20 protein-coding genes are annotated in these 21,803 nt (G+C 53.1%); 6 read left to right on the forward strand and 14 right to left on the reverse strand.

The genetic code is table 11. The features are described from left to right. The first annotated feature begins 52 nt into the window (after nucleotides 1–52). A complete protein-coding gene (gmhB, locus tag ACQY8X_RS08030; protein ID WP_428034630.1) occupies nucleotides 53–610 on the forward strand; it encodes a D-glycero-beta-D-manno-heptose 1,7-bisphosphate 7-phosphatase in 558 nt (185 codons plus the stop codon). A gap of 24 nt (nucleotides 611–634) precedes the next feature. Then, nucleotides 635–916 carry a hypothetical protein gene (locus ACQY8X_RS08035; RefSeq protein WP_428034631.1) on the forward strand — a complete coding sequence of 94 codons (282 nt, stop codon included), beginning with the start codon at nucleotides 635–637 and terminating at the stop codon, nucleotides 914–916. Between the two features lie 50 nt (nucleotides 917–966). Here the strand turns inward: ACQY8X_RS08035 and ACQY8X_RS08040 are convergent, their stop codons facing one another. Then, on the reverse strand, nucleotides 967–1,794 hold the full coding sequence (locus tag ACQY8X_RS08040; RefSeq protein ID WP_428034632.1) for a helix-turn-helix domain-containing protein: 828 nt from the start codon (nucleotides 1,792–1,794) through the stop codon (nucleotides 967–969). Nucleotides 1,795–2,000: 206 nt separating this feature from the next. Between ACQY8X_RS08040 and ACQY8X_RS08045 the strand changes: the two genes are divergently transcribed. The 4 genes from ACQY8X_RS08045 (at nucleotide 2,001) to ACQY8X_RS08060 (ending at nucleotide 7,182) form a co-directional block, all read left to right on the forward strand. Further along, nucleotides 2,001–3,473 carry an alanine/glycine:cation symporter family protein gene (locus ACQY8X_RS08045; protein WP_428034633.1) on the forward strand — a complete coding sequence of 491 codons (1,473 nt, stop codon included), beginning with the start codon at nucleotides 2,001–2,003 and terminating at the stop codon, nucleotides 3,471–3,473. 101 nt (nucleotides 3,474–3,574) lie between these two features. Next, entirely contained in the window at nucleotides 3,575–4,993 is a 1,419-nt protein-coding gene (locus ACQY8X_RS08050) for an aspartate ammonia-lyase (RefSeq protein WP_428034634.1), read from the forward strand. After that, a complete protein-coding gene (gene ansA / locus ACQY8X_RS08055) occupies nucleotides 4,990–6,021 on the forward strand; it encodes an asparaginase (protein WP_428034635.1) in 1,032 nt (343 codons plus the stop codon). Before ACQY8X_RS08050 ends, ansA begins: the two co-directional genes overlap by 4 nt. A 189-nt stretch (nucleotides 6,022–6,210) precedes the next feature. Then, entirely contained in the window at nucleotides 6,211–7,182 is a 972-nt protein-coding gene (locus tag ACQY8X_RS08060) for a zinc transporter ZntB (RefSeq protein ID WP_428034636.1), read from the forward strand. Nucleotides 7,183–7,226: 44 nt separating this feature from the next. Here ACQY8X_RS08060 and ACQY8X_RS08065 read toward each other — a convergent pair whose 3' ends face one another. The 13 genes from ACQY8X_RS08065 to modA form a co-directional block, all read right to left on the reverse strand. Beyond that, nucleotides 7,227–8,369, reverse strand: a complete 1,143-nt coding sequence (locus ACQY8X_RS08065) for a DUF3095 family protein (RefSeq protein ID WP_428034637.1) — start codon at nucleotides 8,367–8,369, stop codon at nucleotides 7,227–7,229. Nucleotides 8,370–8,491: 122 nt separating this feature from the next. Next, on the reverse strand, nucleotides 8,492–9,790 hold the full coding sequence (gene ilvA / locus ACQY8X_RS08070; protein WP_428034638.1) for a threonine ammonia-lyase IlvA: 1,299 nt from the start codon (nucleotides 9,788–9,790) through the stop codon (nucleotides 8,492–8,494). Nucleotides 9,791–10,048: 258 nt separating this feature from the next. After that, nucleotides 10,049–12,313: a methyl-accepting chemotaxis protein gene (locus ACQY8X_RS08075; protein WP_428034639.1), complete on the reverse strand. Its 2,265-nt coding sequence runs from the start codon at nucleotides 12,311–12,313 to the stop codon at nucleotides 10,049–10,051. 195 nt (nucleotides 12,314–12,508) lie between these two features. Then, nucleotides 12,509–13,309 carry an HAD-IIB family hydrolase gene (locus tag ACQY8X_RS08080; RefSeq protein ID WP_428034640.1) on the reverse strand — a complete coding sequence of 267 codons (801 nt, stop codon included), beginning with the start codon at nucleotides 13,307–13,309 and terminating at the stop codon, nucleotides 12,509–12,511. Continuing rightward, complete coding sequence (locus ACQY8X_RS08085) at nucleotides 13,306–14,073, reverse strand: DeoR/GlpR family DNA-binding transcription regulator (RefSeq protein ID WP_428034641.1); 768 nt, start codon at nucleotides 14,071–14,073, stop codon at nucleotides 13,306–13,308. Before ACQY8X_RS08085 ends, ACQY8X_RS08080 begins: the two co-directional genes overlap by 4 nt. Beyond that, entirely contained in the window at nucleotides 14,060–14,794 is a 735-nt protein-coding gene (locus ACQY8X_RS08090) for a glycerophosphodiester phosphodiesterase family protein (protein ID WP_428034642.1), read from the reverse strand. The genes ACQY8X_RS08085 and ACQY8X_RS08090 overlap by 14 nt, the downstream gene beginning before the upstream one ends. A gap of 9 nt (nucleotides 14,795–14,803) precedes the next feature. Next, nucleotides 14,804–15,871: a sn-glycerol-3-phosphate import ATP-binding protein UgpC gene (locus ACQY8X_RS08095; RefSeq protein WP_428034643.1), complete on the reverse strand. Its 1,068-nt coding sequence runs from the start codon at nucleotides 15,869–15,871 to the stop codon at nucleotides 14,804–14,806. A gap of 8 nt (nucleotides 15,872–15,879) precedes the next feature. Further along, nucleotides 15,880–16,728 carry a sn-glycerol-3-phosphate ABC transporter permease UgpE gene (gene ugpE, locus ACQY8X_RS08100; RefSeq protein ID WP_428034644.1) on the reverse strand — a complete coding sequence of 283 codons (849 nt, stop codon included), beginning with the start codon at nucleotides 16,726–16,728 and terminating at the stop codon, nucleotides 15,880–15,882. Beyond that, nucleotides 16,728–17,612, reverse strand: coding sequence for a sn-glycerol-3-phosphate ABC transporter permease UgpA (gene ugpA / locus ACQY8X_RS08105; protein ID WP_428034659.1), 885 nt, complete (start codon nucleotides 17,610–17,612; stop codon nucleotides 16,728–16,730). Before ugpA ends, ugpE begins: the two co-directional genes overlap by 1 nt. Nucleotides 17,613–17,710: 98 nt before the next feature. Beyond that, a complete protein-coding gene (ugpB, locus tag ACQY8X_RS08110; RefSeq protein WP_428034645.1) occupies nucleotides 17,711–19,009 on the reverse strand; it encodes a sn-glycerol-3-phosphate ABC transporter substrate-binding protein UgpB in 1,299 nt (432 codons plus the stop codon). Nucleotides 19,010–19,270: 261 nt separating this feature from the next. Beyond that, nucleotides 19,271–20,350: a molybdenum ABC transporter ATP-binding protein gene (gene modC, locus ACQY8X_RS08115; RefSeq protein ID WP_428034646.1), complete on the reverse strand. Its 1,080-nt coding sequence runs from the start codon at nucleotides 20,348–20,350 to the stop codon at nucleotides 19,271–19,273. Further along, nucleotides 20,350–21,024, reverse strand: a complete 675-nt coding sequence (gene modB, locus ACQY8X_RS08120; protein WP_428034647.1) for a molybdate ABC transporter permease subunit — start codon at nucleotides 21,022–21,024, stop codon at nucleotides 20,350–20,352. The genes modC and modB overlap by 1 nt, the downstream gene beginning before the upstream one ends. A gap of 20 nt (nucleotides 21,025–21,044) precedes the next feature. Continuing rightward, nucleotides 21,045–21,800, reverse strand: coding sequence for a molybdate ABC transporter substrate-binding protein (modA, locus tag ACQY8X_RS08125; protein WP_428034648.1), 756 nt, complete (start codon nucleotides 21,798–21,800; stop codon nucleotides 21,045–21,047). Nucleotides 21,801–21,803: the final 3 nt, after the last annotated feature.

A 21,803-nucleotide genomic window follows, 5' to 3' on the forward strand; every position in this document is an offset into this window, starting at 1 on the left:
TTTGTTCCTGCAGCGTTACAATCCGCATATCTCTATACAAGGCATACTCATAATGAAATTAGTCATCCTCGATCGGGATGGAGTTATTAACTACGATTCCGACGACTACATTAAAACTGTTGATGAGTGGCAGCCACTGCCTGGAAGCCTGGAAGCGATCGCCCGACTGACCAAAGCAGGCTTTGATGTCTGTGTTGCAACTAATCAGTCCGGCCTCGCCCGAGGCTATTTCGACATCAGCACACTTCATCAGATGCACCACAAAATGTCGCAGCTGGTGAAAGAGCAGGGTGGTCGCATTGATAAAATTGAGTTCTGTCCACACAGCCCTGACGACAACTGTTACTGCCGCAAACCCCAACCTGGACTCTATCAGCATATTTTAAGTTGTTACCCTGACATCGATCCTGGCAAAGTATTTTCTGTGGGCGACTCTCTCCGCGATCTTGAAGCAGCCGTCGCTACCGGTTGCCTTCCGATTCTGGTCAGAACTGGCAAAGGCGAGCGGACTATCGCCAAGGGAGGCCTGCCGGAAAATACAATTGTCGTTGATGATCTTGAAGCCGCCGCACTGCATATTATCTATCACCAACACACCTGTCAGGCATAAAGGTTTCACGTGGAACATTAAAAGATGGCAACCAAACCGAACACTGAGACAGCGATGCGCACGCTGATTGCTGAGATCAGAAAAGCGATCCCTTTCGATACCCCGATAGATAAACTGTGCGATGGCCCTTGCACGGGCTGCTCAAAAAAACTGTTGGACTACCTTGATACCCAGTTGGAAGAGACCGAATCAGAACTCAATGCGGGCTATACTCCCAGCTTCGGCGAACTGAATCGGTTAAAGAAAAGTGCCATAAAGATTCATGCAGCGTTGATTAAAAACGGCCTGATACCGGAAGAGGAGTAATAACAGGCCGGTATACCATTGCCACTTGCCAGGGCAATAAGACACTGCGCTCAGATATACAATGCCCGAAAATGCCAGTCATCACTTCCCATAGTGTTGCGAATCATCGCCCTGATTGAAGGGTCGATCTCAGAAGAATCCTGCTCGTACAACCCGCAAAGGGATAACGCGCGCTGCTTATCAACAGAGATTCCCAGATACTCATACACCACCCGGGCACAGCAGGGCATCCGTTCACCACTACCTGACACCCCTAGCTTCAAGCCACTGAGTCGAGATACCCGGTTTTTAAAAGAGGGAAAAAGGATGGTCTGAGTCATCTCATTACCCGTCAGAGACTCGTAATCCATCATGAAAATTCGGTCGGTCAGAAAGCTGGCGATGCCCAGATAAACCCCATGGAAGACCTTATCGCCGGGATGCTCCCGCAGGCGCTCTGTGCGCTGATAGCAGACTCTGTCATCACGCCGTTCGATACAGATCAGGGTTCTCAATATCCGCCCGGGATAGGCCATGGACTGATAGTACTCAAAATAATAGCCCAGGTATTTATCCAGGTTGGCGATGCCGCGCTGCAGTCTGTCCAGATGATCTGACTCCAGGTGCTCAGACTCTTCAATTGGTTGAGGGCGAGGGCGCACCTTGATCAGACGTTCAAACTGCTCATGGGGCATGAGAATTTCGTGCTCTTCGACACCAAAGAAATCACAAAAACGCAGCAGCGTATGGGCAGAAGGTTTATACCGCCCACTCAAGTAACGATTGAACTGAGGCCGATTGATATCGAGCCGCCGACACACTTCTGCTATCGACTTGTAATAGCTGCAGAGCAGCCTGAGATTGCTGGCAAAGTCCTGATGCATCAGATCCTGCTCCACTTAACGACGCCCGGGGGAAGTTCATTCTAAAGGGGAAGTTATCCAGGATGCAAAGCAATTGATGGCGCAGATTAGCGCAGTTTCTGCGCTATCTGACACCAGTCTGCACTAAAGCATCAAATGTTCTGCTCTCAATAATACTGCTTAAATATTCATCTCAACCACAAAAATAATAGCGACCCGGTGTCGCACATGGAGACTGTCTTATGTTGGAGTTACTCAACGATCTGCTCTGGGGAAAAGTTCTGATAGCCGTGCTGATCACCCTGGGCCTCTGGTTTACAATTGCATCGCGGTTTGTGCAGTTCCGCTACTTTGGCGAGATGTTCAAAATTCTCAGCAGTAAGCAGGCATTCAAGCATGAGCAGCAGGGACACCTGAGCTCATTCCAGGCACTGTTACTCTCCGTTGCCGGGCGAGTGGGAGGCGGTAATATCGCCGGTGTTGCAGTGGCGATTACGTTGGGAGGACCGGGCGCCATTTTCTGGATGTGGGTCATCGGCCTGATGGGCATGGCGACCAGCTACTTCGAATGTACTCTGGCGCAAACCTTTAAAAAAGCTGAACCGGATGGCACCTACCGGGGTGGCCCAGCCTATTACATCCGTCGGGGCCTGGGGAAAAAGTGGCAATGGCTGGCAGCCCTCTATTCGGTACTGCTGCTGGTAACCTTTGGCTTCGGCTTTACTGCGATGCAGTCCTACTCGGTTGCCACCTCATTTGAGGATGCCTTTGGTATCCCAACTTATTACACCGGAATCGCGCTGGCACTGATTGTCGGTCTGATCATCTTTGGCGGCGTTAAACGCATCGCTAAAGTGTCTGAAATATTGGTTCCGGTGATGGCGCTGGGCTACCTCGGCATCACCCTGGTTGTTCTGGCCCTGAACATCGAACGGATCCCCGACGTCATCACGCTGATTGTGAACAGTGCGTTTGGTCTTAATCCAGCAATAGGAGGCGGCGTCGGCGCAGCCATTCTTATGGGTGTTAAGCGCGGCCTGTTTTCCAATGAAGCAGGTCTGGGCAGCGCCCCAAACGTTGCCGCAGTTGCCTACGTTCCGCACCCGGCGAACCAGGGTATCGTGCAGGCGTTCTCTGTCTTTATCGACACCCTGATTCTGTGCTCCTGTACCGCGTTCATTATCCTGCTGAGCGGTATCTATGATTCAGCTACCCTTGCCGGGCAGGGGGGCGTCGCACTGACGCAATCGGCACTGGCCGATCATGTTGGCGAATGGGGCCGGATGTTCGTCAGTATTGCGCTGCTGTTGTTTGGCTTCAGCACTATTCTTTACAACTACTATCTGGGCGAAAACAGCCTTAACTTCTTCAGTGAAGAGAATCAGAATCTGTTTAATGCCTTCCGCGTCGCGATCATCTGTCTCTGTTGCTGGGGTGCCATTATGGATCTGGGTACTGTATTCGCCTTTGCAGATGTCACCATGGGCTTACTGGCACTGGCAAACCTGCTGGCACTGGCGCTGTTGTTTAAGACCGGGCTAAGGGTGATGCGTGACTATGAACAGCAACGCAGAGACGGGATCGAGACCCCTATCTTTGATGCAACCAAATTCAGCGATCTGGATATTGATCCGGCTGCCTGGGATAAGCTTGCCGCACAAACAGACACACCCGCTGAGCACACAGTTAATCAACCCATGAAAGCGACATCCTGATATTGATGAATTCCCGCTGCGGACCGAACGCTGCGGCGGGCACATACAACCTGAATGGCCACGGGCAGAGATGCCCGGCCTCTTTATTGGAACACTGACAAATGAACACACGTCTTGAGCACGACCTGCTGGGCGATATGGAAATTCCTGCGGATGCCTGGTATGGCATCCAGACACAACGCGCCGTTGATAACTTCTCGATCACCGGGGTAGCGATCAGCCATTTCCCACAACTGGTACAGGCGTTGGCGATGGTTAAAATGGCCGCCGCCAAAGCTAATACCGACCTTGGCAGCCTTGATCCACTGAAGTCCCAGGCGATCATTGCCGCCTGCGAAGAGATTCGTGATGGCCATCTGCATGACCAGTTTGTCGTTGATCTGATTCAGGGCGGGGCTGGCACCTCAACCAACATGAATGCCAACGAAGTGATTGCCAATCTGGCACTGGAAAAACTCGGGCATGGGAAAGGGCAGTATCAATATCTGCATCCCAACGATGACGTTAACCGTTCCCAGTCGACTAACGATGCTTACCCATCCGCTGCCTGTCTGGCAATTCAACTGGCGGCCGATCCGCTGATCGACACCATAAAAAGTCTGGTAGCAGCGCTGGCGGCTAAAGGCGTTGAGTTTGCCGATGTGGTGAAGATGGGCCGCACCCAGATGCAGGATGCGGTACCGATGACCCTGGGGCAGGAGTTTGAAGCGTTTGCCGTCACACTGAGTGAAGACATTGATCGTCTCGGTGAAGCCTGCACACTGCTGTGTGAAATCAATCTCGGTGGCACCGCTATCGGTACCGGCATCAATACCCATCCACAATATGCAGCATTAGCCGTCAGCCATCTCGCCGAGATCTCCGGCAAGCCGATGGTACCGGCAACCAACCTGGTTGAAGCCACTTCAGACATGGGAGCCTTTGTGCTGTTCTCCGGTATTCTGCGGCGCTTTGCAATCAAACTGAGCAAGATATCCAATGACCTGCGGCTGCTCTCCAGCGGCCCGCGTACCGGCTTTGGCGAGATCAAACTACCACCGATGCAACCTGGCTCATCCATTATGCCTGGCAAGGTTAACCCGGTAATTCCTGAGGCGGTCAACCAGACAGCTTATCAGGTCATCGCTAACGATCTGGCGGTTACCCTGGCCGCAGAAGCAGGGCAGTTACAGCTAAACGCAATGGAACCGCTGATTATCTACAACCTGCTGAACTCGATGAAGATGCTGGGATCGGCCTGTTCGATGCTGGAAGAGCGTTGCATCCGCGGTATTGAAGCGGACCGGGAACGCTGTGCCGAACTGTTAGACCGGAGCATTGGCTGTATTACCGCGCTGGTACCTCACATCGGTTATAGCAACGCCTCACGGATCGCCCAGATAGCCCTTAACAGCGGCAGCACTGTCAGAGAACTGGTACTCGCGGAGGGACTGCTGAGCGAGGCAGAGCTGGAAAGGCTGCTCAGTCCGGCATCCATGCTGGCACCTCAGCCAGTCAATCTGGAGAAACGCAGCGGATGAAACGACGCATCCTGATTTTGCACACCGGGGGTACCATCGGCATGTGTTCGTCGGCACAGGGATATGTGCCGGATAAAGGGTTTGCAGCGCTGCTTAGCCGCCGCTTGCCCCCACAGCAGAGCCTGGCCTCAACACACCCGTTACCGGAATATGAGCTGATTGAGTTCGCGCAACTGATCGACAGCTCCAATCTGATGCCTGCCGACTGGAGACAGATAGGCCAGATGCTGATCGAACGCTGGAGCGACTATGACGGATTCATTGTCCTCCATGGCACCGACACGATGGCGTATACCGCCTCAGCACTGTCCTTCATGCTGCAAGGAATGGATAAGCCGGTGATCATTACCGGCTCACAGATCCCGCTGACAGAGCTGCGCAATGATGCGCTGGACAACCTGGTGACCAGTCTGATTCTGGCGGGTAACTTTACAATTCCGGAAGTCTGTATCTACTTCAACGGACGACTGCTGCGGGGCAACCGTAGCCGAAAGGTGAAAAGCACCGAACTGGATGCGTTTGACTCCCCCAATTTTGCCTGGCTGGGGCAGGTAGGTATCCAGATAAAACTGGAGCACGCACTGCTGCTGGAACAGGGTAAACCGCAATTCACACTGCCGCAGTTCAACCCCGACGCCGTAGTGATGGCGCAGGTCTATCCGGGTATATCCGCCAGAGTCATTGATGCACTACTCGATTCAGATCAGGTGCGTGCCTTGATTTTGCAATCCTATGGGGTCGGCAACCCTCCGGATAAAAACCAGGCGCTGATCACGTCACTGGAACAGGCCAGTGACCGGGGTATCGTCCTTCTCAATACCACCCAGTGTTATCAGGGGAGCGTCTATCAGGGTGCCTATGCAACCGGTGAGACCCTCAACCGGATTGGCGTTGTCGCGGGGTCAGACCTGACCCTGGAAGCGGCGTTCGCCAAATTACACTACCTGATTGCCAGCGGCTATGATCCGCTCTATATCCGGGAGAACATTACCCGGCCGCTGTGCGGCGAATGCAGCCCGGTTAACTGACTCGCCTGAGCGCCGATGAACACACCTGAGCACAATCCTGTTTTGTGCCTGAACTCAGGCACCTTTCCGCCAACACTGCGTAGCGCAGGCGGGCCCGCTTGCAGTGCACTTAAAGCGCGCTTTTAACGTGCTAAGCTGTTATAAATCGGTTTAAACAATTTGTAGTCACTGTGAGGGGCGGGGCGATTTATGGGATGTTCTGGATTAGTGTATGGCTATCAGTTAGATGGGCACGGCGGCGGCCAGGTGGTCAGCGGGGATGACATCGAAAATGGCTTTCCGGATGATCAGCTGACCTGGCTTCATTTTGACTATACCGACCCCGAAAGCCGACGCTGGATCAGCGAAAAAAGCCAACTGAGCGGGGTGGTTATTGATGCACTGCTCACCGAAGAAAGTCGCCCCCGAGCCACCCAGGTTGATGATGGCCTGCTGGTTGCGCTGCGCGGCGTAAACCTCAGCCCCGATTCCAACCCCGAAGACATGGTTGGAATTCGCATCTGGATTGATGAGAAACGAATTATCAGCACCCGCCGACGCAGAATGCTCTCGGCTAAAGATATAGTTGACGCACTCGAAGCTGGCGTGGGTCCAACAGACCCGGGTGACTTTCTGGCGATGCTATCAGACGCACTGATGGTACGGATGCAGGATACGATCAACGATACCGAAGACTATGTCGACTCTATCGAAGAAGAGTTGGTCAGTTGCAGCAGTTATGATCTGCGCAACAAGCTCTCTTCAGTTCGCCGGATCGTCATCTCGCTGCGGCGCTATCTGGCGCCACAGCGTGATGCGATGCTGCAGATGCATCAGGCCCGGGTATCCTGGTTCAATGAGAATAGCAGGCAAGAGCTGCGGGAAGTTACCGATACCCTGATCCGCTACATTGAAGATCTGGACACCACACGGGACCGGGCGGCGGTCGCTCAGGAAGAACTGGCAAACCGACTGACCGAACAGATGAACAACCGGATGTATCTGCTATCCATTGTCGCAGCAGTATTCCTGCCGCTGGGCTTCCTGACCGGCCTTCTGGGGATCAATGTCGGCGGCATGCCTGGCGCTGAAAACCCCTGGGCGTTCTGGATTGTCAGCGGCTTTATGACCCTGACGGTGGTAATACAGTTATGGCTGTTTAAGCGCAAAAACTGGTTTTAATCCCGCGCTGCCCGCTATGTGAACGGCGTCACTCCCCGGGTAGCCTACAGGCTGCTCAGTGATCCTTTAAGCTGCTTCGCCGCCAGTGCATAGCCACCATCACTGCCATCAATAAAATGCAGATGACCGCCATCACACATGCTTTCAACATAACAGGTCATCTGCGCCGCATCTGATACATGGATGCCAAAGCGAATCGTCCCCGCCTGCTGCTCTGCTTGCAGATAACCTTCGATTGCCTGAGATTCGGAAGGGGAGCAGTCGAGCACCATGCGCAGGGTATCATCGTACTTTTTAAAGTCGCAGTGCAGGGGGATTTTATCGAAGTAGTTCTGCACTCCGGGAATAAACCTGAAGCACTTCAAATTGAACAATGGAGCGGTTAACAGCAGCTCATAGAGCGTGCGGAAAAAGCGGCTGTCCCAGCGGATATCGCTGACATTTAACTGCCGTTTAAGGTTATGCAGAAATGAGTGGTAACGGGCGTCCGCCATTCTGACGGGATTAGCCGCAGCAAATGAACCACCCAGAATCTGCTCCAGATTCCTGATCACCTTTACCAGAACAGAATCATCCGCTTCATTGTGTGGCTGAATCAGCAGCGAGAGTGTCACCCCTTTAGCCGAAGGGATCGGCTGCCAGCGACAGCTCAGCCCAGCGAAAATATCGGTTTTACTCAACACCGGGTGCGGCTCGCAGCGATACTCCGGGTGGTTTTTTACTAAGCTCTCAGCCAGTGTCGATCCACCGCCTTTCAACATTGCCTGGATGATGTTATCACCAGTCAGATACTTGGCGATCTGCAGATCTTTTCCCATCGCTCGCAGCGTTTTCACCGGCACTAAACCCGCATGCAACTCCAGGCCAAAACTCTCTCTGGCGTGATAACAGAGCGACTGCAATACAGCCAGCGTCGCCTGGCGCATACTCGCTTTTACCAGCACCACCGCGCCATCGCCACCAAACGTAAATGGCAGGTTTGGCGCGACCCGATGCAGATGGGCGGTAATAGCCGCCGCCCCGACAAAGTTAACATCACGGTAATTTCCCGCTTCGATTGCCTGGGTCGAACCACGCACATCAACAACAGAGACATACCAGTCATCCGGCACTGGCCGGTAAAAGCGTGCCTCAGCAATCTGAGAGATATCAGTAAAGCCTGTTAACTGTCGATAGAAATCATCCATCTGCGCTGCCCATCTAACTCATCCAAGCCGCTGTTTTAATCATAGTCGGCCAGAGAGTCTTTCCAGGCAAGCGCTATAGTTACCACTTTGTTGAACGATGGCAGACAGCAGAATCCAGTGCCCTAAACCATAAAGCGAAACAGGTCCTGACGGTTGTTAAGATACTCAAAGCGGATCTGCTTTGCTCTCATCCGTTCAAGCAGCGGTTGCAAGTCCGCTTTATTTGCCAACTCAATGCCGATCAGGGCAGGGCCCCGGTCACAGTTATTTTTCTTCGAATATTCAAACCGGGAGATATCATCATCAGGCCCCAGAACCTCAACCAGAAACTCTCGCAGGGCACCGGCACGCTGGGGAAAGTTAACGATAAAATAATGTTTTAAACCCTCGAACAGCATCGCCCACTCTTTGATCTCTTCGGTGCGCAGAATATCGTTGTTACCACCGCTGACAACACAGACCACGGTTTTGCCCCGAATCTCATCCTTTACACTATCCAGTGCCGCAATCGACAAAGCACCTGCCGGTTCAACGACAATTGCCTCCTGATTGTATAGCTGCATCATGGTCGAGCAGACCTGCCCCTCAGGCACAGTAATAACGCGTTCAAGGTTCTGCTTACAGATTGCAAAGGTGCGTTCACCCACCCGTTTTACCGCAGCACCATCGACAAAGTTATCGATCTGCGTCAGGGTTTCGTTGCTGCCAGCTGCTAATGAACCACTCATCGAAGCGGCCCCATCAGGCTCGACGCCAATCAGCCGGGTGTGCGCAGAACGCGCTTTGAAATAGGATGATACCCCGGAGGCCAGTCCGCCACCGCCGACCGGCATCAGCAACATATCCACCGGCACATCGACTGAGGCCAGTTGGTTAAGAATCTCTACGCCCACCGATGCCTGCCCCTCAATCACTTTCGGGTCATCAAAGGGATGCACAAAGGTTGCCTGCTCAGCATCACAGAAGATCATCGCCTGATGATAAGCATCATCATAGGCATCACCAACTAAGCGGATATCAACCTGCTCTTTACCATACTTTCTCACCTGCTCAACTTTTTGCGCCGGCGTCGGCGCAGGCATAAAGATGGTCGCTTTTAACCCTAACAGGGCACAGGCATAAGCCACCCCCTGAGCATGGTTGCCGGCACTGGCACAGACAATACCCTGCGCCTGTTGCGCTGCACTGAGGCTGACTATTTTGTTATACGCCCCGCGGATTTTATAGGATCGCACCCGCTGCTGATCTTCACGCTTGAGATAGATCTCGGCACCATAACGTTCACTAAGATTATCACTGCGGATCAGCGGGGTTCGGCTAACCACCGTCTGTAATCGTTGTGACGCTGCCAGGATATCTTCAAGGGCAGGGTAGTAATCGCAGGGCACTGTCGTTGTTTGGGCAGACACGGCTTTATTCATGATGGATCTTCGTACCTCAATATCAGTTGAATATTCGGTAACCCAACCCTTCCGGAGTGCGCGTTTTTCAGATATAAAAAAACCCGCCGGAAGGGCGGGTTTTCTATGTTTTGCTAAGACATACGCTAGCCCACCAGTTCCTCGGAAATGATGGTAATAATACGTTTGCTATCTAATGCGAATCTGTTCATGGCCCGATAATGGTCCAATTAAGCCATTACGTCAATAACAAAACACAGCGCGCAGCGTAAACGGTGTTCACTTAATGTCAGCAATCGCTGCGTCCATCCCTTTTACAATCGTTTCAGAAAGCTGGCACACCTCGCGATAAAGCTCCTCTGCTACAATATTGTTACCCGCATGCTTAGCTTCGATAATCTTACCGATCAACTGATGCATCCGTTCATGGGGCACCTCCAGCTGCTTCAATACCTGAATATCATGGCAGGCCTGCGCGCCTTCGCCATAATACCAGTGACCAAAATCACACTCCCGATGAGACACCGCCTGCTCAGCAGACAGCGCACTGCTGCCATCAAGAAACGTACGTAACCGCATCTTCCAGGCCTGATGTGCGCTACGAGCAACCGCCAGTTCAATAGCAGGATCTTTGTGCACTTTAAAGCGACGGATCACCGTCATCAACGCATTCAGTTCCGTGCCTATCTGCGATGACGTCGCCATTATATGGTCAGCCCCGGATGCAACATCAGTCGCACCATCGGCAATATCAACAATACTCTGGTTGATCGACTCAGCCACCTGACTCTGTTCCTCCGCAGCACTGGCGATCAGCATTACGGAGTCATTAATCTGCGCCATCGCATCACGGATGCTGTGCAGTGCCTCACCGGATTGTGTTGCTATCGAAACGGTATCCCGGGCCTGCTGCTGACTCTCCTCTATCACCGTCACGGTATGGGTTGTTCCGCTTTGCAGCTCAGAGATCATCTGATTGATCTCGGCAGCAGAGTTCTGAGTTCTGCCAGCGAGGGAGCGCACCTCATCGGCCACCACAGCAAAACCTCTGCCCTGATCACCCGCCCGCGCTGCTTCGATAGCGGCATTCAGGGCCAGTAGGTTGGTCTGCTCGGCAATCCCCTGAATAACATCAAGAATGGTATGAATCTTAGTGCTCTGATGGTCAACCTGACTCACCAGCTGCACCGTTTCGGCGACATTCGCCGCCAACTGATTGATGGTAGCAATAGACTGGCTGACCGTTTGATAGCCACGCTCCGAACGTTCCTGAGAGGACTGCGTCAGCGAAGACGCATTCTCAGCATTGCCGGCAACATCATGGGCCGTTGCCGTCATTTCATTAACGGCGGTAGCCACCTCTTCGGTTCTGGCCTGTTGGTTTTTTGCCACCCGCATGGTTTTCTCGGTTTCATCAAACAGCTCGGAGCCTGAATTAGACACATTGGACACCGAGTTCATCAGCGTTTTTACCAGGGTTTCTATTTTAATGACAAAGCCATTAAATGCATTGGCGATGTCACTCAGCTCATTATTGCCATTAACCGTCAGCCTGCGGGTAAGATCACCGTCGCCAGAGGCGATATTCTCCATCGCCGCAGACATCTCCGTCAGCGGCCGGGCAATACTGCGGGTAATCAACACCGCCACGATAACGCCGAGCAGAATAGTCACAAGGCCAATCATCAGGGTGTCGAGTAACGAACTCTGGATCATAGACAGATAACTGCTGCGATCCATAGCGATCTCTATCACCCCCACGGCCCGGCCGGAAAAATCCTTTAACTGGTTGGCAAAAGCCGCAACTTCTGTGCCTTGCAGCACAAAACTACCGCTTTGGGCTTGACCAAACAGAGCCTGTGACAGGCTGGTCTGATCAAACAGCTGCGCCCCCTGAAAAGTTGAGGCATAAGGGCTCAGGTCGCCATTTTTAATCACATACAAGCTGATATCGACACCGGTCTGCTGCTTGAACTCATCAAAAAACAGTTGCCCCAGAGAGAAACCGAATTCAACGGTGCCCCAGTTCTGGCCATCGATCACGACGGGAACAACACCACGAATACCCAGGCCTGCGACGCCTTGCTCAATCCCGCTGACGGCAGCCTTTGTGCGGTTTGCTTCAACCACTGTCTGGCGAAACCCGGACAGATCATCACCAAACTTTTCCGGTTTATGTACCCGCAAATAGGAGGTAGCGGGGGCCTGGTGAAACTGAAACTGGCGCAGGCCATAATCACTCTTGAGCATGGCGAAAGCGCTGTTCATCGATGCCTGCAGGGCGGTACGGTCATCATTTTTGATATGTTGCTGTACCTCAGGAAGCGAGGCGACAAAATGGGCTAAGGCAGTTGCCTGACGCTGCTCAGCGTCGATCTTTTGCAACACCTGTTGATAGAGACTGGTTAACTCTCTGGTTTCAGCCGTTTGCACCAGATTATGCATATCGTTAAACATGACGGGCATGACAATGCTGCAAACGAGAATGATAAGAAGAAGAAAACCACCAAGAATTCTGGAACGGATACGCAGCCGGGAAAACATATACTACCTCGGAGCTTAAAAGATAACTTGCTAATAAAGAACCTCCTAATGTTAGAGGCCTGGCTAAACGACCACAAGCATCTACATCAAAACAACGCATGCAAATCCGGCTTAATGTCACCAAAATGTGACACTGAACGATGGCCGCCAAAGATCAGGCCAGCCACCGTGATAGCTCCGCTTTGAAGCTTTGCTTCAGGCGGTCTGCGCCTGCAATAGCAGCTGAGCCAGTTCGGCGAAGCCAAGCCCGCCGGGCTGACGGAGAATGGTATTGGGATGATCCGTCATATGCACCAGGTAGGGCCTGATATTTGCCACCCCAAAGGTGTGCCTGAAGAAGCCAAACATCACCTCATCATTGGGTGAGTCACCCACATAAGCAACCTGATCAATCATCTCCGCCTCGCTCAGCTGATACTTGTTTTGTAACAGCCTGCGGGCCATCGCCAGCTTACTATACTCACCAAACCAGGCGTTGATATGGATAGAACTGACCCGGGCACAGGCTCCCTGAGTGTGGAAAAATGTTACCACCTGGGAGATCTGATCCTGGGTCAGACAGCCATCCTGATTATAGTCCAGCGCCACGTCAGCAAGCCGATAGCTCTGGTCTTTTGCCAGTTTCAGCTCAGGAATGACGGACATCATATCCGAAGTAAGCGCCAACAAACGCTGCTGATACTCCCGCCGTTGAGTCTCTTCATGCCAACTGTGCAACTGCAGATGCCCCGCGGTGTTCAGCTCCATATGGAAAGCGCCATTTTCACCAATCACCGCATCCACCGGCCACAGCCGGATAATCTGATCACACCAGCCAGCGCTGCCACCGGTTACCGGAATCACCCGGATGCCAGCCTCCTTCAGGTCATACAGTGCCTGCAACGTCTGTGGCAATAACTTTCCCTGGGTGGTGATGGTGTCATCAACATCGGTGAGCAGATAGCGAATGTGACCGGGCAGAAGTGCGGCGTCCAAAGGCGGTACCATAATCTTCATTGCTGTCCTGTTTCAATAATGTCGAGTCCGCTGTCCTGTAGCTGCTGACGCGGTGATGGGTCGCTCAGTTCATCGGTGATAAATTTGCTCAGGGCGGTAAATGGCGCTACCTGAACCATCGCCCGGCGCTTCCATTTGCTCTGGTCGGCCAGTAAAACCGCCTGGCCACAGTTGCGCAGAATAGCACGGCTGACATCCGCCTCCAGCGGATCAAAATCCATCAAACCGCGGTTCTGATCCAGCGCACCGGTGCCAATAATGCCAAAATCAACACGAAAATTATCCAGAAAGCGGGTGACATTCTCACCCACCAGATCCCGGTCGTTATGGCGCAGCTGACCACCGCTGACCAATACCTCGATTTCCGGCTGTTCACAGAGGATGCTGGCGACATTCAGGTTGTTGGTGATGATTCTCAGGCGCCTGTGATTGATCAGCGCGCGGGCCGCGTGGGACACGGAGGTGCCGATGCCGAGCATCACCGAGGCGCCATCCGGTATCAGCGCCGCCAGCGCGGCTGCCATCCGCCGTTTAACCTCAGAATTGATCATCTCGCGGGAGTTAAACGAGATGTTCTGATTCGCCGTCGGCAAACCAACGCCACCATGCAGTCGGCGCACCAGCCCCAGATCACACATCTGGTTGATATCTTTACGGATCGTCTGGCTGCTGACGCCAAACTGATCCGATAAGCTATCCACCTCCAGCTGCTCAGACTCCTGCAGCAGGTTGAGAATAATGTTCTGACGTTCATTCAGTTTCATTGTATGCCGTAAAGTCCTGCGGGTTATCAGTAATCACGCCATCAATGCCCCAGTGCCACAGCGAAGCAACCTGTTGCGGATCATTGGCGGTCCAGCAATACAGCTGAAAACCCTGTTGCTTGATCTCAGCAACACGGTGCTGACTCAGATAGCGCCAATTGCAGTGAATACTGAACAGATTGAGTTCGCGGGCTTGTCTCAGCCAGTCATCCGGCAGTTCATCACAGATCAGCCCCAGAGCAATCTGCGGCGCACAGCGGGCCACTTCAGCCAGCACCGGTAGTTCAAAACTGGAGATCAGCAGCCGCTCTTCAGGAAAGCGTCCCTTCAGGGTATCAAGCACCACCTGAGCAGTAAGTTGCGGGGCAAAACAGTGGCTTTTAATCTCCAGATTTAAACCGGTACCCTGGGCCTTCAGCAGATCGAGAACATCAGTGAGTAACGGCACCGGCTCCGCTGGCCAGTCAGGGTAGAGCGCCGCATTGTTAACTCCCTCAAGATCAGCCGGCAATAGCAGCGCCAGCTGGCCACCGTGATCACTGCAACGGTCCAGCGTGGCATCATGATGAACAACCGGCGTGTGATCTTTCAGCAGGGTAACATCCAGCTCCACCCAGCGGGCACCGACAGCGGCCGCTTTGGCAAAACCGCCCAGGGTATTTTCCGGTGCCAGGCTGGGAACGCCGCGATGTCCCATAACCCGGGAAGGTTTAATCCGCATAGCGCGCTCCTAGTTAATACGTTGTTGTGACTTAGCGCAGAACAGATGCAGTTCATCGCAGTCGAAATAGAGCGGCAGAATAGCCTGATTATCAAGATTGCGGAACTCCCGGTTCAGGCGCACCACCAGCTCGTCATCCGAGCCACCAATCCGTCCATACACCAGTGTATCAGCCCCCAACGGCTCTAACAGATCAATATGCAACATCAGCTGATGAGCATAGTCCGGTTTGCGATGCATATGTTCCGGACGCAGGCCGACAATCAGCGCACCGTTAAAGTCCGGCGGGTTTACCAGGGTGATGGTCTGGTCCCCCAGGGTCAGGACTCCCTCGTGCAACTGAGCCTGGATAAAGTTCATCGCCGGAGAGCCAATAAACCCCGCCACAAACGGCGTCTGCGGGCGATTATAGATATCCATCGGTGTGCCAATCTGCTCAGCAACACCACCATTCATCACTACCAACCGGTCCGCCAGGGTCATCGCTTCCACCTGGTCATGGGTCACATAGACAGAGGTTATCCCCAGCTTACGCTGCAGCCGCTTGATCTCAATGCGCATCTGTACCCGCAGTTTAGCGTCCAGATTGGACAGTGGCTCATCAAACAGAAACACTTTAGGGTTGCGCACAATCGCCCGCCCCATCGCAACGCGCTGACGCTGGCCACCGGAGAGCTGTCCGGGTTTACGTTCCAGCAGCGCGTCCAACTCAAGAATTGCCGCAGTCTGACGCACCTGCCGGTCGATTTCAGCTTTATCAACCCCGCGGTTTTTCAGGCCATAGGCCATGTTGTTATAGACATTCATATGGGGATAAAGCGCATAGTTCTGAAACACCATGGCGATATCCCGCTCTGCGGGCTCCAGATCATTCACTCTGCGCTGATCAATTTCCAGCGTGCCCTCAGTGATTGCTTCCAGTCCGGCGATCATCCGCAACAGAGTGGATTTACCACACCCGGAAGGCCCCACCATCACAATCAGCTCACCCTCGCGCACATCCAGATCAACACCGTGGATCGCCTGGTGTCCGTTGGCATAGGTTTTCTTAAGATTTTTCAGATTCAACGTTGCCATGAGATACCTTATTTTTCAGTCTCTACCAGACCTTTTACAAACAGTCGCTGCATCAGCACGACCACCAGCACCGGAGGCAGCATCGCCAGCACGGTGGCGGGCATAACCACATTCCAGGCGACCTCATCGTCACCCACCGCCAGCATCCGCTGGATGCTCATCACCACGGTGTAGTAGTTCTCATCATTGGTCACCAGCAGGGGCCAGAGATACTGATTCCAGCCATAAATGAACATGATCACAAACAGTGCCGCGATATTGGTGCGCGACAGCGGCAGCAGAATATCGAAGAGAAAACGGATCGGACCGGCACCATCCACCCGCGCCGCTTCGAGCATCTCTTTGGGAATGGTGAGAAAAAACTGCCGGAACAAAAAAGTTGCCGTGGCACTGGCAATCAGCGGCAGGGTCAGACCGGTGTAACTATCCAACAGCCCCAGACTGGCCACCACCTCAAAGGTTGGAATAATCCGCACCTCAACCGGCAGCATCAGCGTCATAAAGATCATCCAGAAGCTGAACAGACGAAAACGAAACTCAAAGAAAACAATGGCATAAGCCGCCATCATCGAGATCACAATTTTACCGATGGCGATACCCAGCGCCATAATCAGGCTGTTCAGCAGCAGCGTGCTGACGCTGACGCCCACCGCGTCGGCGGCGTCACCGAACAGAATCCGGCTGTAGTTTTCCCCCATATACTCACCGGGCCAGAACGGCAGGGTACCGCTCATGATCATATCCGAGCTGTGGGTAGAGGCGACAAATGCGATCCACAGGGGCAGCGCAACCAGTGCGATGCCCAGCCAGATAACCAGATGGCTGAAGAGCGTCAGCCAGCGACGATTCTCAACCATCAGTACTGCACCTTACGTTCGATAAACTTAAACTGGATAATCGTCATCGCGCCAACGATAAACATCAGAATCACGGACTGAGCCGCGGAAGAGCCCAGATCGAGACCGATAAAACCATCATCAAACACCTTATACACCAGGGTTCGGGTAGAGCTGCCGGGGCCGCCCTGAGTCACCGCATGGATGATGCCGAAAGTATCAAAGAAGGCGTAAACGATATTAACCACCAGCAGGAAGAAACTGGTGGGCGAAAGCAGCGGAAAGATAATATCGCGAAAGCGTTTCACAGGACCGGCGCCATCAATCGCCGCCGCCTCAATCAGTGAGCGGGGGATCGACTGCAGACCCGCGAGAAAAAACAGAAAGTTATAGCTGATCTGTTTCCAGGCGGCGGCAATAATCACCAGCAACATCGCCTGATCGCCATTGAGGGAGTGGTTCCAGCGAATCTGCACCAGCTCCAGCAGATAGGTCATCACGCCGATAGTGGGGTGAAACATAAACATCCACAGCACCCCGGCAACCGCCGGAGCGACCGCATAAGGCCATACCAGCAAGGTTTTATACACCGCCGCACCCCTGATTACCCGGTCAGCCATCACCGCCAGCAGCAGGGCAGAGCACATCGATAACAGGGTGACACCAATGCCAAAGATAAAAGTGGTGAGAAAACTGGCGTAGTACTCTTCACTATTAAGCAGGTCGATAAAGTTAGCGAACCAGACAAACTCAGAGGACAAACCAAATGCGTCCTGGAGCAGAAAGGATTGTTTCACCGCCTGCAATCCGGGCCAGACGAAAAATACCAGCGTTATCGCCAATTGCGGCGCCAGTAACAGCCAGGGCAGCAGCCGGTTATTATAAGTTGAGATACGGGACATCAGTATTCCAGATCGTACATAACAGAAAGACAGTTGCGCAGCAGCTAAGTGGAAATGGGCCAGAATCAGTATCCGGCCCATTTACTCAGTGCATGTGGGTGCTAGCTGTTGTTTCGCTCAAACTTGCGTAGCAACACGTTTCCACGTTTAACCGCATTGTCCAGCGCGTCTTTAGCGGTCGCTTTACCCGCCCAGACGTTTTCCAGCTCTTCGTTGATAATGTCGCGTATCTGCACGAAGTTACCCAGACGCAGACCTTTAGAATTCGCGGTCGGAGTGCCAGACGTCATCTGTCGAATTGCTACATCAGTACCCGGATTTTCAGCATAGAATCCCTGTTGTTTGGTCAGCTCAGCCGCCGCATGGGTGATCGGCAGATAACCGGTGAACTGGTGCCAGTCAGCCTGGATTTCAGGGGAGGAGAGGAAGGTGTAGAACTTCGCCACGCCTTTATACTCTTCTGGCGTATGGCCTTTCAGTGTCCACAGGGTCGCACCACCGATAATGGTGTTCTTCGGTGTGCTGATCGCTTCTTTCCAGTACGGTAACTCAGACACACCAAACTCAAACCCCTGAATGCTGGACTTCACCCCGGCATAAGAGGCAGAGGAGTTCATATACATGGCACACTCGCCGGTATAGAACTTAGGCGCGCTGTCCGAACGACGACCGCCATAACTGAAAATACCCGTTTTCTGCCACTCAGCCAGTTGCGCGATATGCTTCACATGCAGCGGACTGTTGAACGCCAGCTCGGTATCCAGACCGGAGAAACCGTTATTCTTAGTTGCAAAAGGGATGTCATGACGGGCGCTGAAGTTTTCCAGCTGCACCCAGGACTGCCAGCCGGTGGTAAAACCACACTTATAGCCCGCATCCAGCAACTTCCTGCCTACGCTACCCATCTCTTCCCAGGTTTTTGGTGGCTCAACACCCACTTTGGCCAGCGCATCTTTGTTGTAATACAGCACCGGAGTAGAGCTGTTAAATGGCATCGACAACATCTTGCCATCGTTGGTGGAGTAATAGCCGGTTACTGCGGCCAGATAATCAGCGGAGTTAAAGGGTTCCTGGGTATCGGCCATCAGCTCATAGGTTGGGTAAACCGCGCCTTTAGCAGACATCATAGTCGCGGTACCCACTTCAAACACCTGTACAATCGCAGGCTGTTTCTTCGCCCGGAACGCAGCAATCGCAGCGGTCATGGTCTCGGTGTAGTTACCTTTAAAGACCGGCTTAACCACATAGTCACTCTGACTGGCATTAAACTTCTCAGCGATCTCATTCACTTTCTCGCCCAGGCGACCGCCCATGGCGTGCCACCACTCAACCTCTGTTGAAGCCTGCACCTGTACAGCCAGAAGAGAAAGCGCCAATGCACCTACTGTTTTACGAAACATAATCCACTCCGTTTATGCGTTTCAAGAATTTACGTCATAGGGTCAGATGACCGGATAGGAGTATTTAATCAGCTGAATATTTCAAATGAATAGCGATGATGTTTCATATGAATGACGTTTCTGTTTCAAATGAAAGCTTTGCTTGTGCAACAGGAGAGGTGGTTAATTAAAACTTATAGCAGCGGACTCAGGTCTCTCAACCTGAGTCGTTTATGCCGGGGAGACGGAACGGGTGATGTCGTTCTGCATGACGCTATTCGGCTACTCAACAATCGCCGCAGACTTAATTTGCGCCCAAACCGGGTCTCCCTCAGTGACACCCAGGGTATGCAGTGAACGCTGGGTTAAACGACTCAGGATAAAATTTTCACCGATTTTCAGCCGCACGATAGCAATGCCGGGGTGGTCGCCATCGCTGATCTGATCAACCACCGCCTGCAGGACGTTAGCGATACTACTGCGGTGATCTGCGCTCAGTGCCAGGCTGACATCCCGGGCCATCACCTGAAAGCGAACCTTCTGGCCAGGGCTAAAGCTGAGATCTCTGATCCAGATCTCCCCCCCGGCAAAACGGGCCAGCGCCAGATGCCACTCGGGCTGAATCGCGGCAATCCGCGCCTCAATAATCGCACTTCCCGCATCACTGGCCTGCTGCGGCAGATCCACCTGGGAGAAGGTTTCATTCAAGGGGCCAGCGGACTGCAACTTACCCTGATTCAGCACCACCAGATGGTCCGCCAGACGAGCCACCTCATTGGGTGCATGGGTGACATAGATCACCGGCATCTCCAGCGCTTCATGGAGCTTTTCCAGAAAGGGCAGAATCTCCCGTTTGCGCGCCAGATCCAAGGCCGCCAGCGGCTCATCCATCAGCAACAGACGGGGATTCACCGCCAGCGCCCGGGCGATAGCAACCCGCTGCTTCTCTCCCCCGGAAAGTCGGTCGGGCTTTCTGTTCAGCAGATGGGCAATTCCCAGCAGATCAATAATCTCATCCAGTGAAAAACCATCATGCCGGTACGGCTGGCGTTTAAAACCATAGTTAAGATTGGCTTTAACACTCAGGTGGGGAAACAGATTGGCTTCCTGAAACACATAGCCGATAGGCCGCTGATGGGTGGGGATAAAGATCTTTTCATCCTGCCAGATCTCACCCTTAACGGAAAGTTTACCTCCGGCCCGCTCAAGACCGGCAATACAGCGCAGCAGGGTGGATTTGCCCGACCCGGAAGGACCAAAAAGAGCGGTAACCCCCTGAGAGGGCAGCTGCAAGTCCACATCCAGCGCAAAATCGCCATAACTGAGCTTAAATTGAGCATGAATATCAGCACAGACAGTCATCAGACTTTTCTTCTATTGGGGTTAAAGGTGTACAGCAACAACAGAATCAGAAAGGAAAAGATCAGCATTGTAATCGCCAGCGAATGGGCCTGGCCATATTCCAATGCTTCTACATAATCATAGATCTGTACCGATACCACCCGGGACACACCGGGAATATTACCGCCGACCATAAGCACTACGCCAAACTCACCTACGGTGTGGGCAAACCCGAGAATACTGCCGGTGAGAAAGCCGGGCAGGGCTAACGGTACCGCCACACTGAAAAACCGGTCTGACGGACTGGCACGCAGGGTTGCCGCGGCTTCCAGGTAGTTCTCGCCAATGTTTTCAAAGGCCAGCTGTATCGGCTGCACCACAAAGGGCAGGGAATAGAATACTGAGGCCACCACCAGCCCGGCAAAGGTAAAGGGCAGGGTGCCAATACCCAGCGCCTGCGTTATCTGGCCGACGAAGCCTTGCGGCCCCATCGCCAGTAACAGATAAAAACCTAACACCGACGGGGGCAACACAATTGGGAGCGCCACCAGGGCTTCAAAGAAAGATTTCAGACGACAGCGGGTATGCGCCAGCCACCAGGCGATCGGTGTACTGACCAGCAGAAGCAGCAGGGTCACAATGCTGGCAAGCTTAACGGTTAATAATATTGCCGCCCAATTCCCGTCACTGAACATCGGTGAAACTCCCAGACTGTTTAGAGTTTATAGCCGTAAGATTGGATAATAGCCGCCGCACGTTCTGACCTGAGATAGTCGAGTAACGCTGTTGCCGCGACATTATCTTTACCCTTGTTTAACAACACCGCATCCTGACGAATCGGCGCATACAGATCAGCAGGCACGATCCAGCCAGACCCGGCACTCAATTTACCCTCTTTCATCACCTGAGACAGCGCCACAAACCCCACCTGGGCATTGCCGGAAAACACATACTGATAAGCCTGAGCGATGTTTTCACCCTGCACCAGTTTGCCCTCCAGACTCTCATAAAGCCCCAGTTTCTGCAGCGTTTCTACCGCTGCAGCGCCATAGGGTGCCAGTTTAGGGTTCGCCAGCGACAGGTGCTTAACGCTATCTGACTTGAGGATATCCGGGCTGTCGTCTGCCACAAAACCGGCCTGTGAAGACCACAATATCAGTGAACCCTGAGCGTAGGTAAAACGGCTGCCCGGTACGCTCCAGCCCTGTTCCTCAAGCTTTTGCGGTTTCGCCGCATCGGCAGAGAGAAACACCTCAAAGGGGGCTCCGTTCTGAATCTGGGCAAAAAACTTGCCCGATGAGGCAAAGGTCAGCACCACCCTGTGGCCGGTCTGCTGCTCAAACTCTGCGGCGATCTCCTTCATCGGTGCGGTGAAATTAGCCGCCGTGGCAACCTGCACCGTTTCAGCCCGCGCAACCGCTAAACCAAACAGCAAAGCACAGCCTGTAATCAAACGTAATATCTGTTTCATCAT

Source organism: Amphritea sp., assembly GCF_050300915.1.
Lineage (GTDB): Bacteria > Pseudomonadota > Gammaproteobacteria > Pseudomonadales > Balneatricaceae > Amphritea.

Bases quoted from the DNA above. Each gene is read 5' to 3' on its own strand.
- ACQY8X_RS08045 (WP_428034633.1), top strand. From the start codon at position 2,001: ATGTTGGAGTTACTCAACGATCTGCTCTGGGGAAAAGTTCTGATAGCC.
- modA (WP_428034648.1), bottom strand. From the start codon at position 21,800: ATGAAACAGATATTACGTTTGATTACAGGCTGTGCTTTGCTGTTTGGT.
- ACQY8X_RS08050 (WP_428034634.1), top strand. From the start codon at position 3,575: ATGAACACACGTCTTGAGCACGACCTGCTGGGCGATATGGAAATTCCT.
- ACQY8X_RS08095 (WP_428034643.1), bottom strand. From the start codon at position 15,871: ATGGCAACGTTGAATCTGAAAAATCTTAAGAAAACCTATGCCAACGGA.
- ACQY8X_RS08035 (WP_428034631.1), top strand. From the start codon at position 635: ATGGCAACCAAACCGAACACTGAGACAGCGATGCGCACGCTGATTGCT.
- ACQY8X_RS08065 (WP_428034637.1), bottom strand. From the start codon at position 8,369: ATGGATGATTTCTATCGACAGTTAACAGGCTTTACTGATATCTCTCAG.
- modB (WP_428034647.1), bottom strand. From the start codon at position 21,024: ATGTTCAGTGACGGGAATTGGGCGGCAATATTATTAACCGTTAAGCTT.
- ugpE (WP_428034644.1), bottom strand. From the start codon at position 16,728: ATGGTTGAGAATCGTCGCTGGCTGACGCTCTTCAGCCATCTGGTTATC.
- ACQY8X_RS08090 (WP_428034642.1), bottom strand. From the start codon at position 14,794: ATGCGGATTAAACCTTCCCGGGTTATGGGACATCGCGGCGTTCCCAGC.
- ilvA (WP_428034638.1), bottom strand. From the start codon at position 9,790: ATGAATAAAGCCGTGTCTGCCCAAACAACGACAGTGCCCTGCGATTAC.
- modC (WP_428034646.1), bottom strand. From the start codon at position 20,350: ATGACTGTCTGTGCTGATATTCATGCTCAATTTAAGCTCAGTTATGGC.
- ugpB (WP_428034645.1), bottom strand. From the start codon at position 19,009: ATGTTTCGTAAAACAGTAGGTGCATTGGCGCTTTCTCTTCTGGCTGTA.
- ansA (WP_428034635.1), top strand. From the start codon at position 4,990: ATGAAACGACGCATCCTGATTTTGCACACCGGGGGTACCATCGGCATG.
- ACQY8X_RS08060 (WP_428034636.1), top strand. From the start codon at position 6,211: ATGGGATGTTCTGGATTAGTGTATGGCTATCAGTTAGATGGGCACGGC.
- gmhB (WP_428034630.1), top strand. From the start codon at position 53: ATGAAATTAGTCATCCTCGATCGGGATGGAGTTATTAACTACGATTCC.
- ACQY8X_RS08075 (WP_428034639.1), bottom strand. From the start codon at position 12,313: ATGTTTTCCCGGCTGCGTATCCGTTCCAGAATTCTTGGTGGTTTTCTT.
- ACQY8X_RS08080 (WP_428034640.1), bottom strand. From the start codon at position 13,309: ATGAAGATTATGGTACCGCCTTTGGACGCCGCACTTCTGCCCGGTCAC.
- ACQY8X_RS08085 (WP_428034641.1), bottom strand. From the start codon at position 14,073: ATGAAACTGAATGAACGTCAGAACATTATTCTCAACCTGCTGCAGGAG.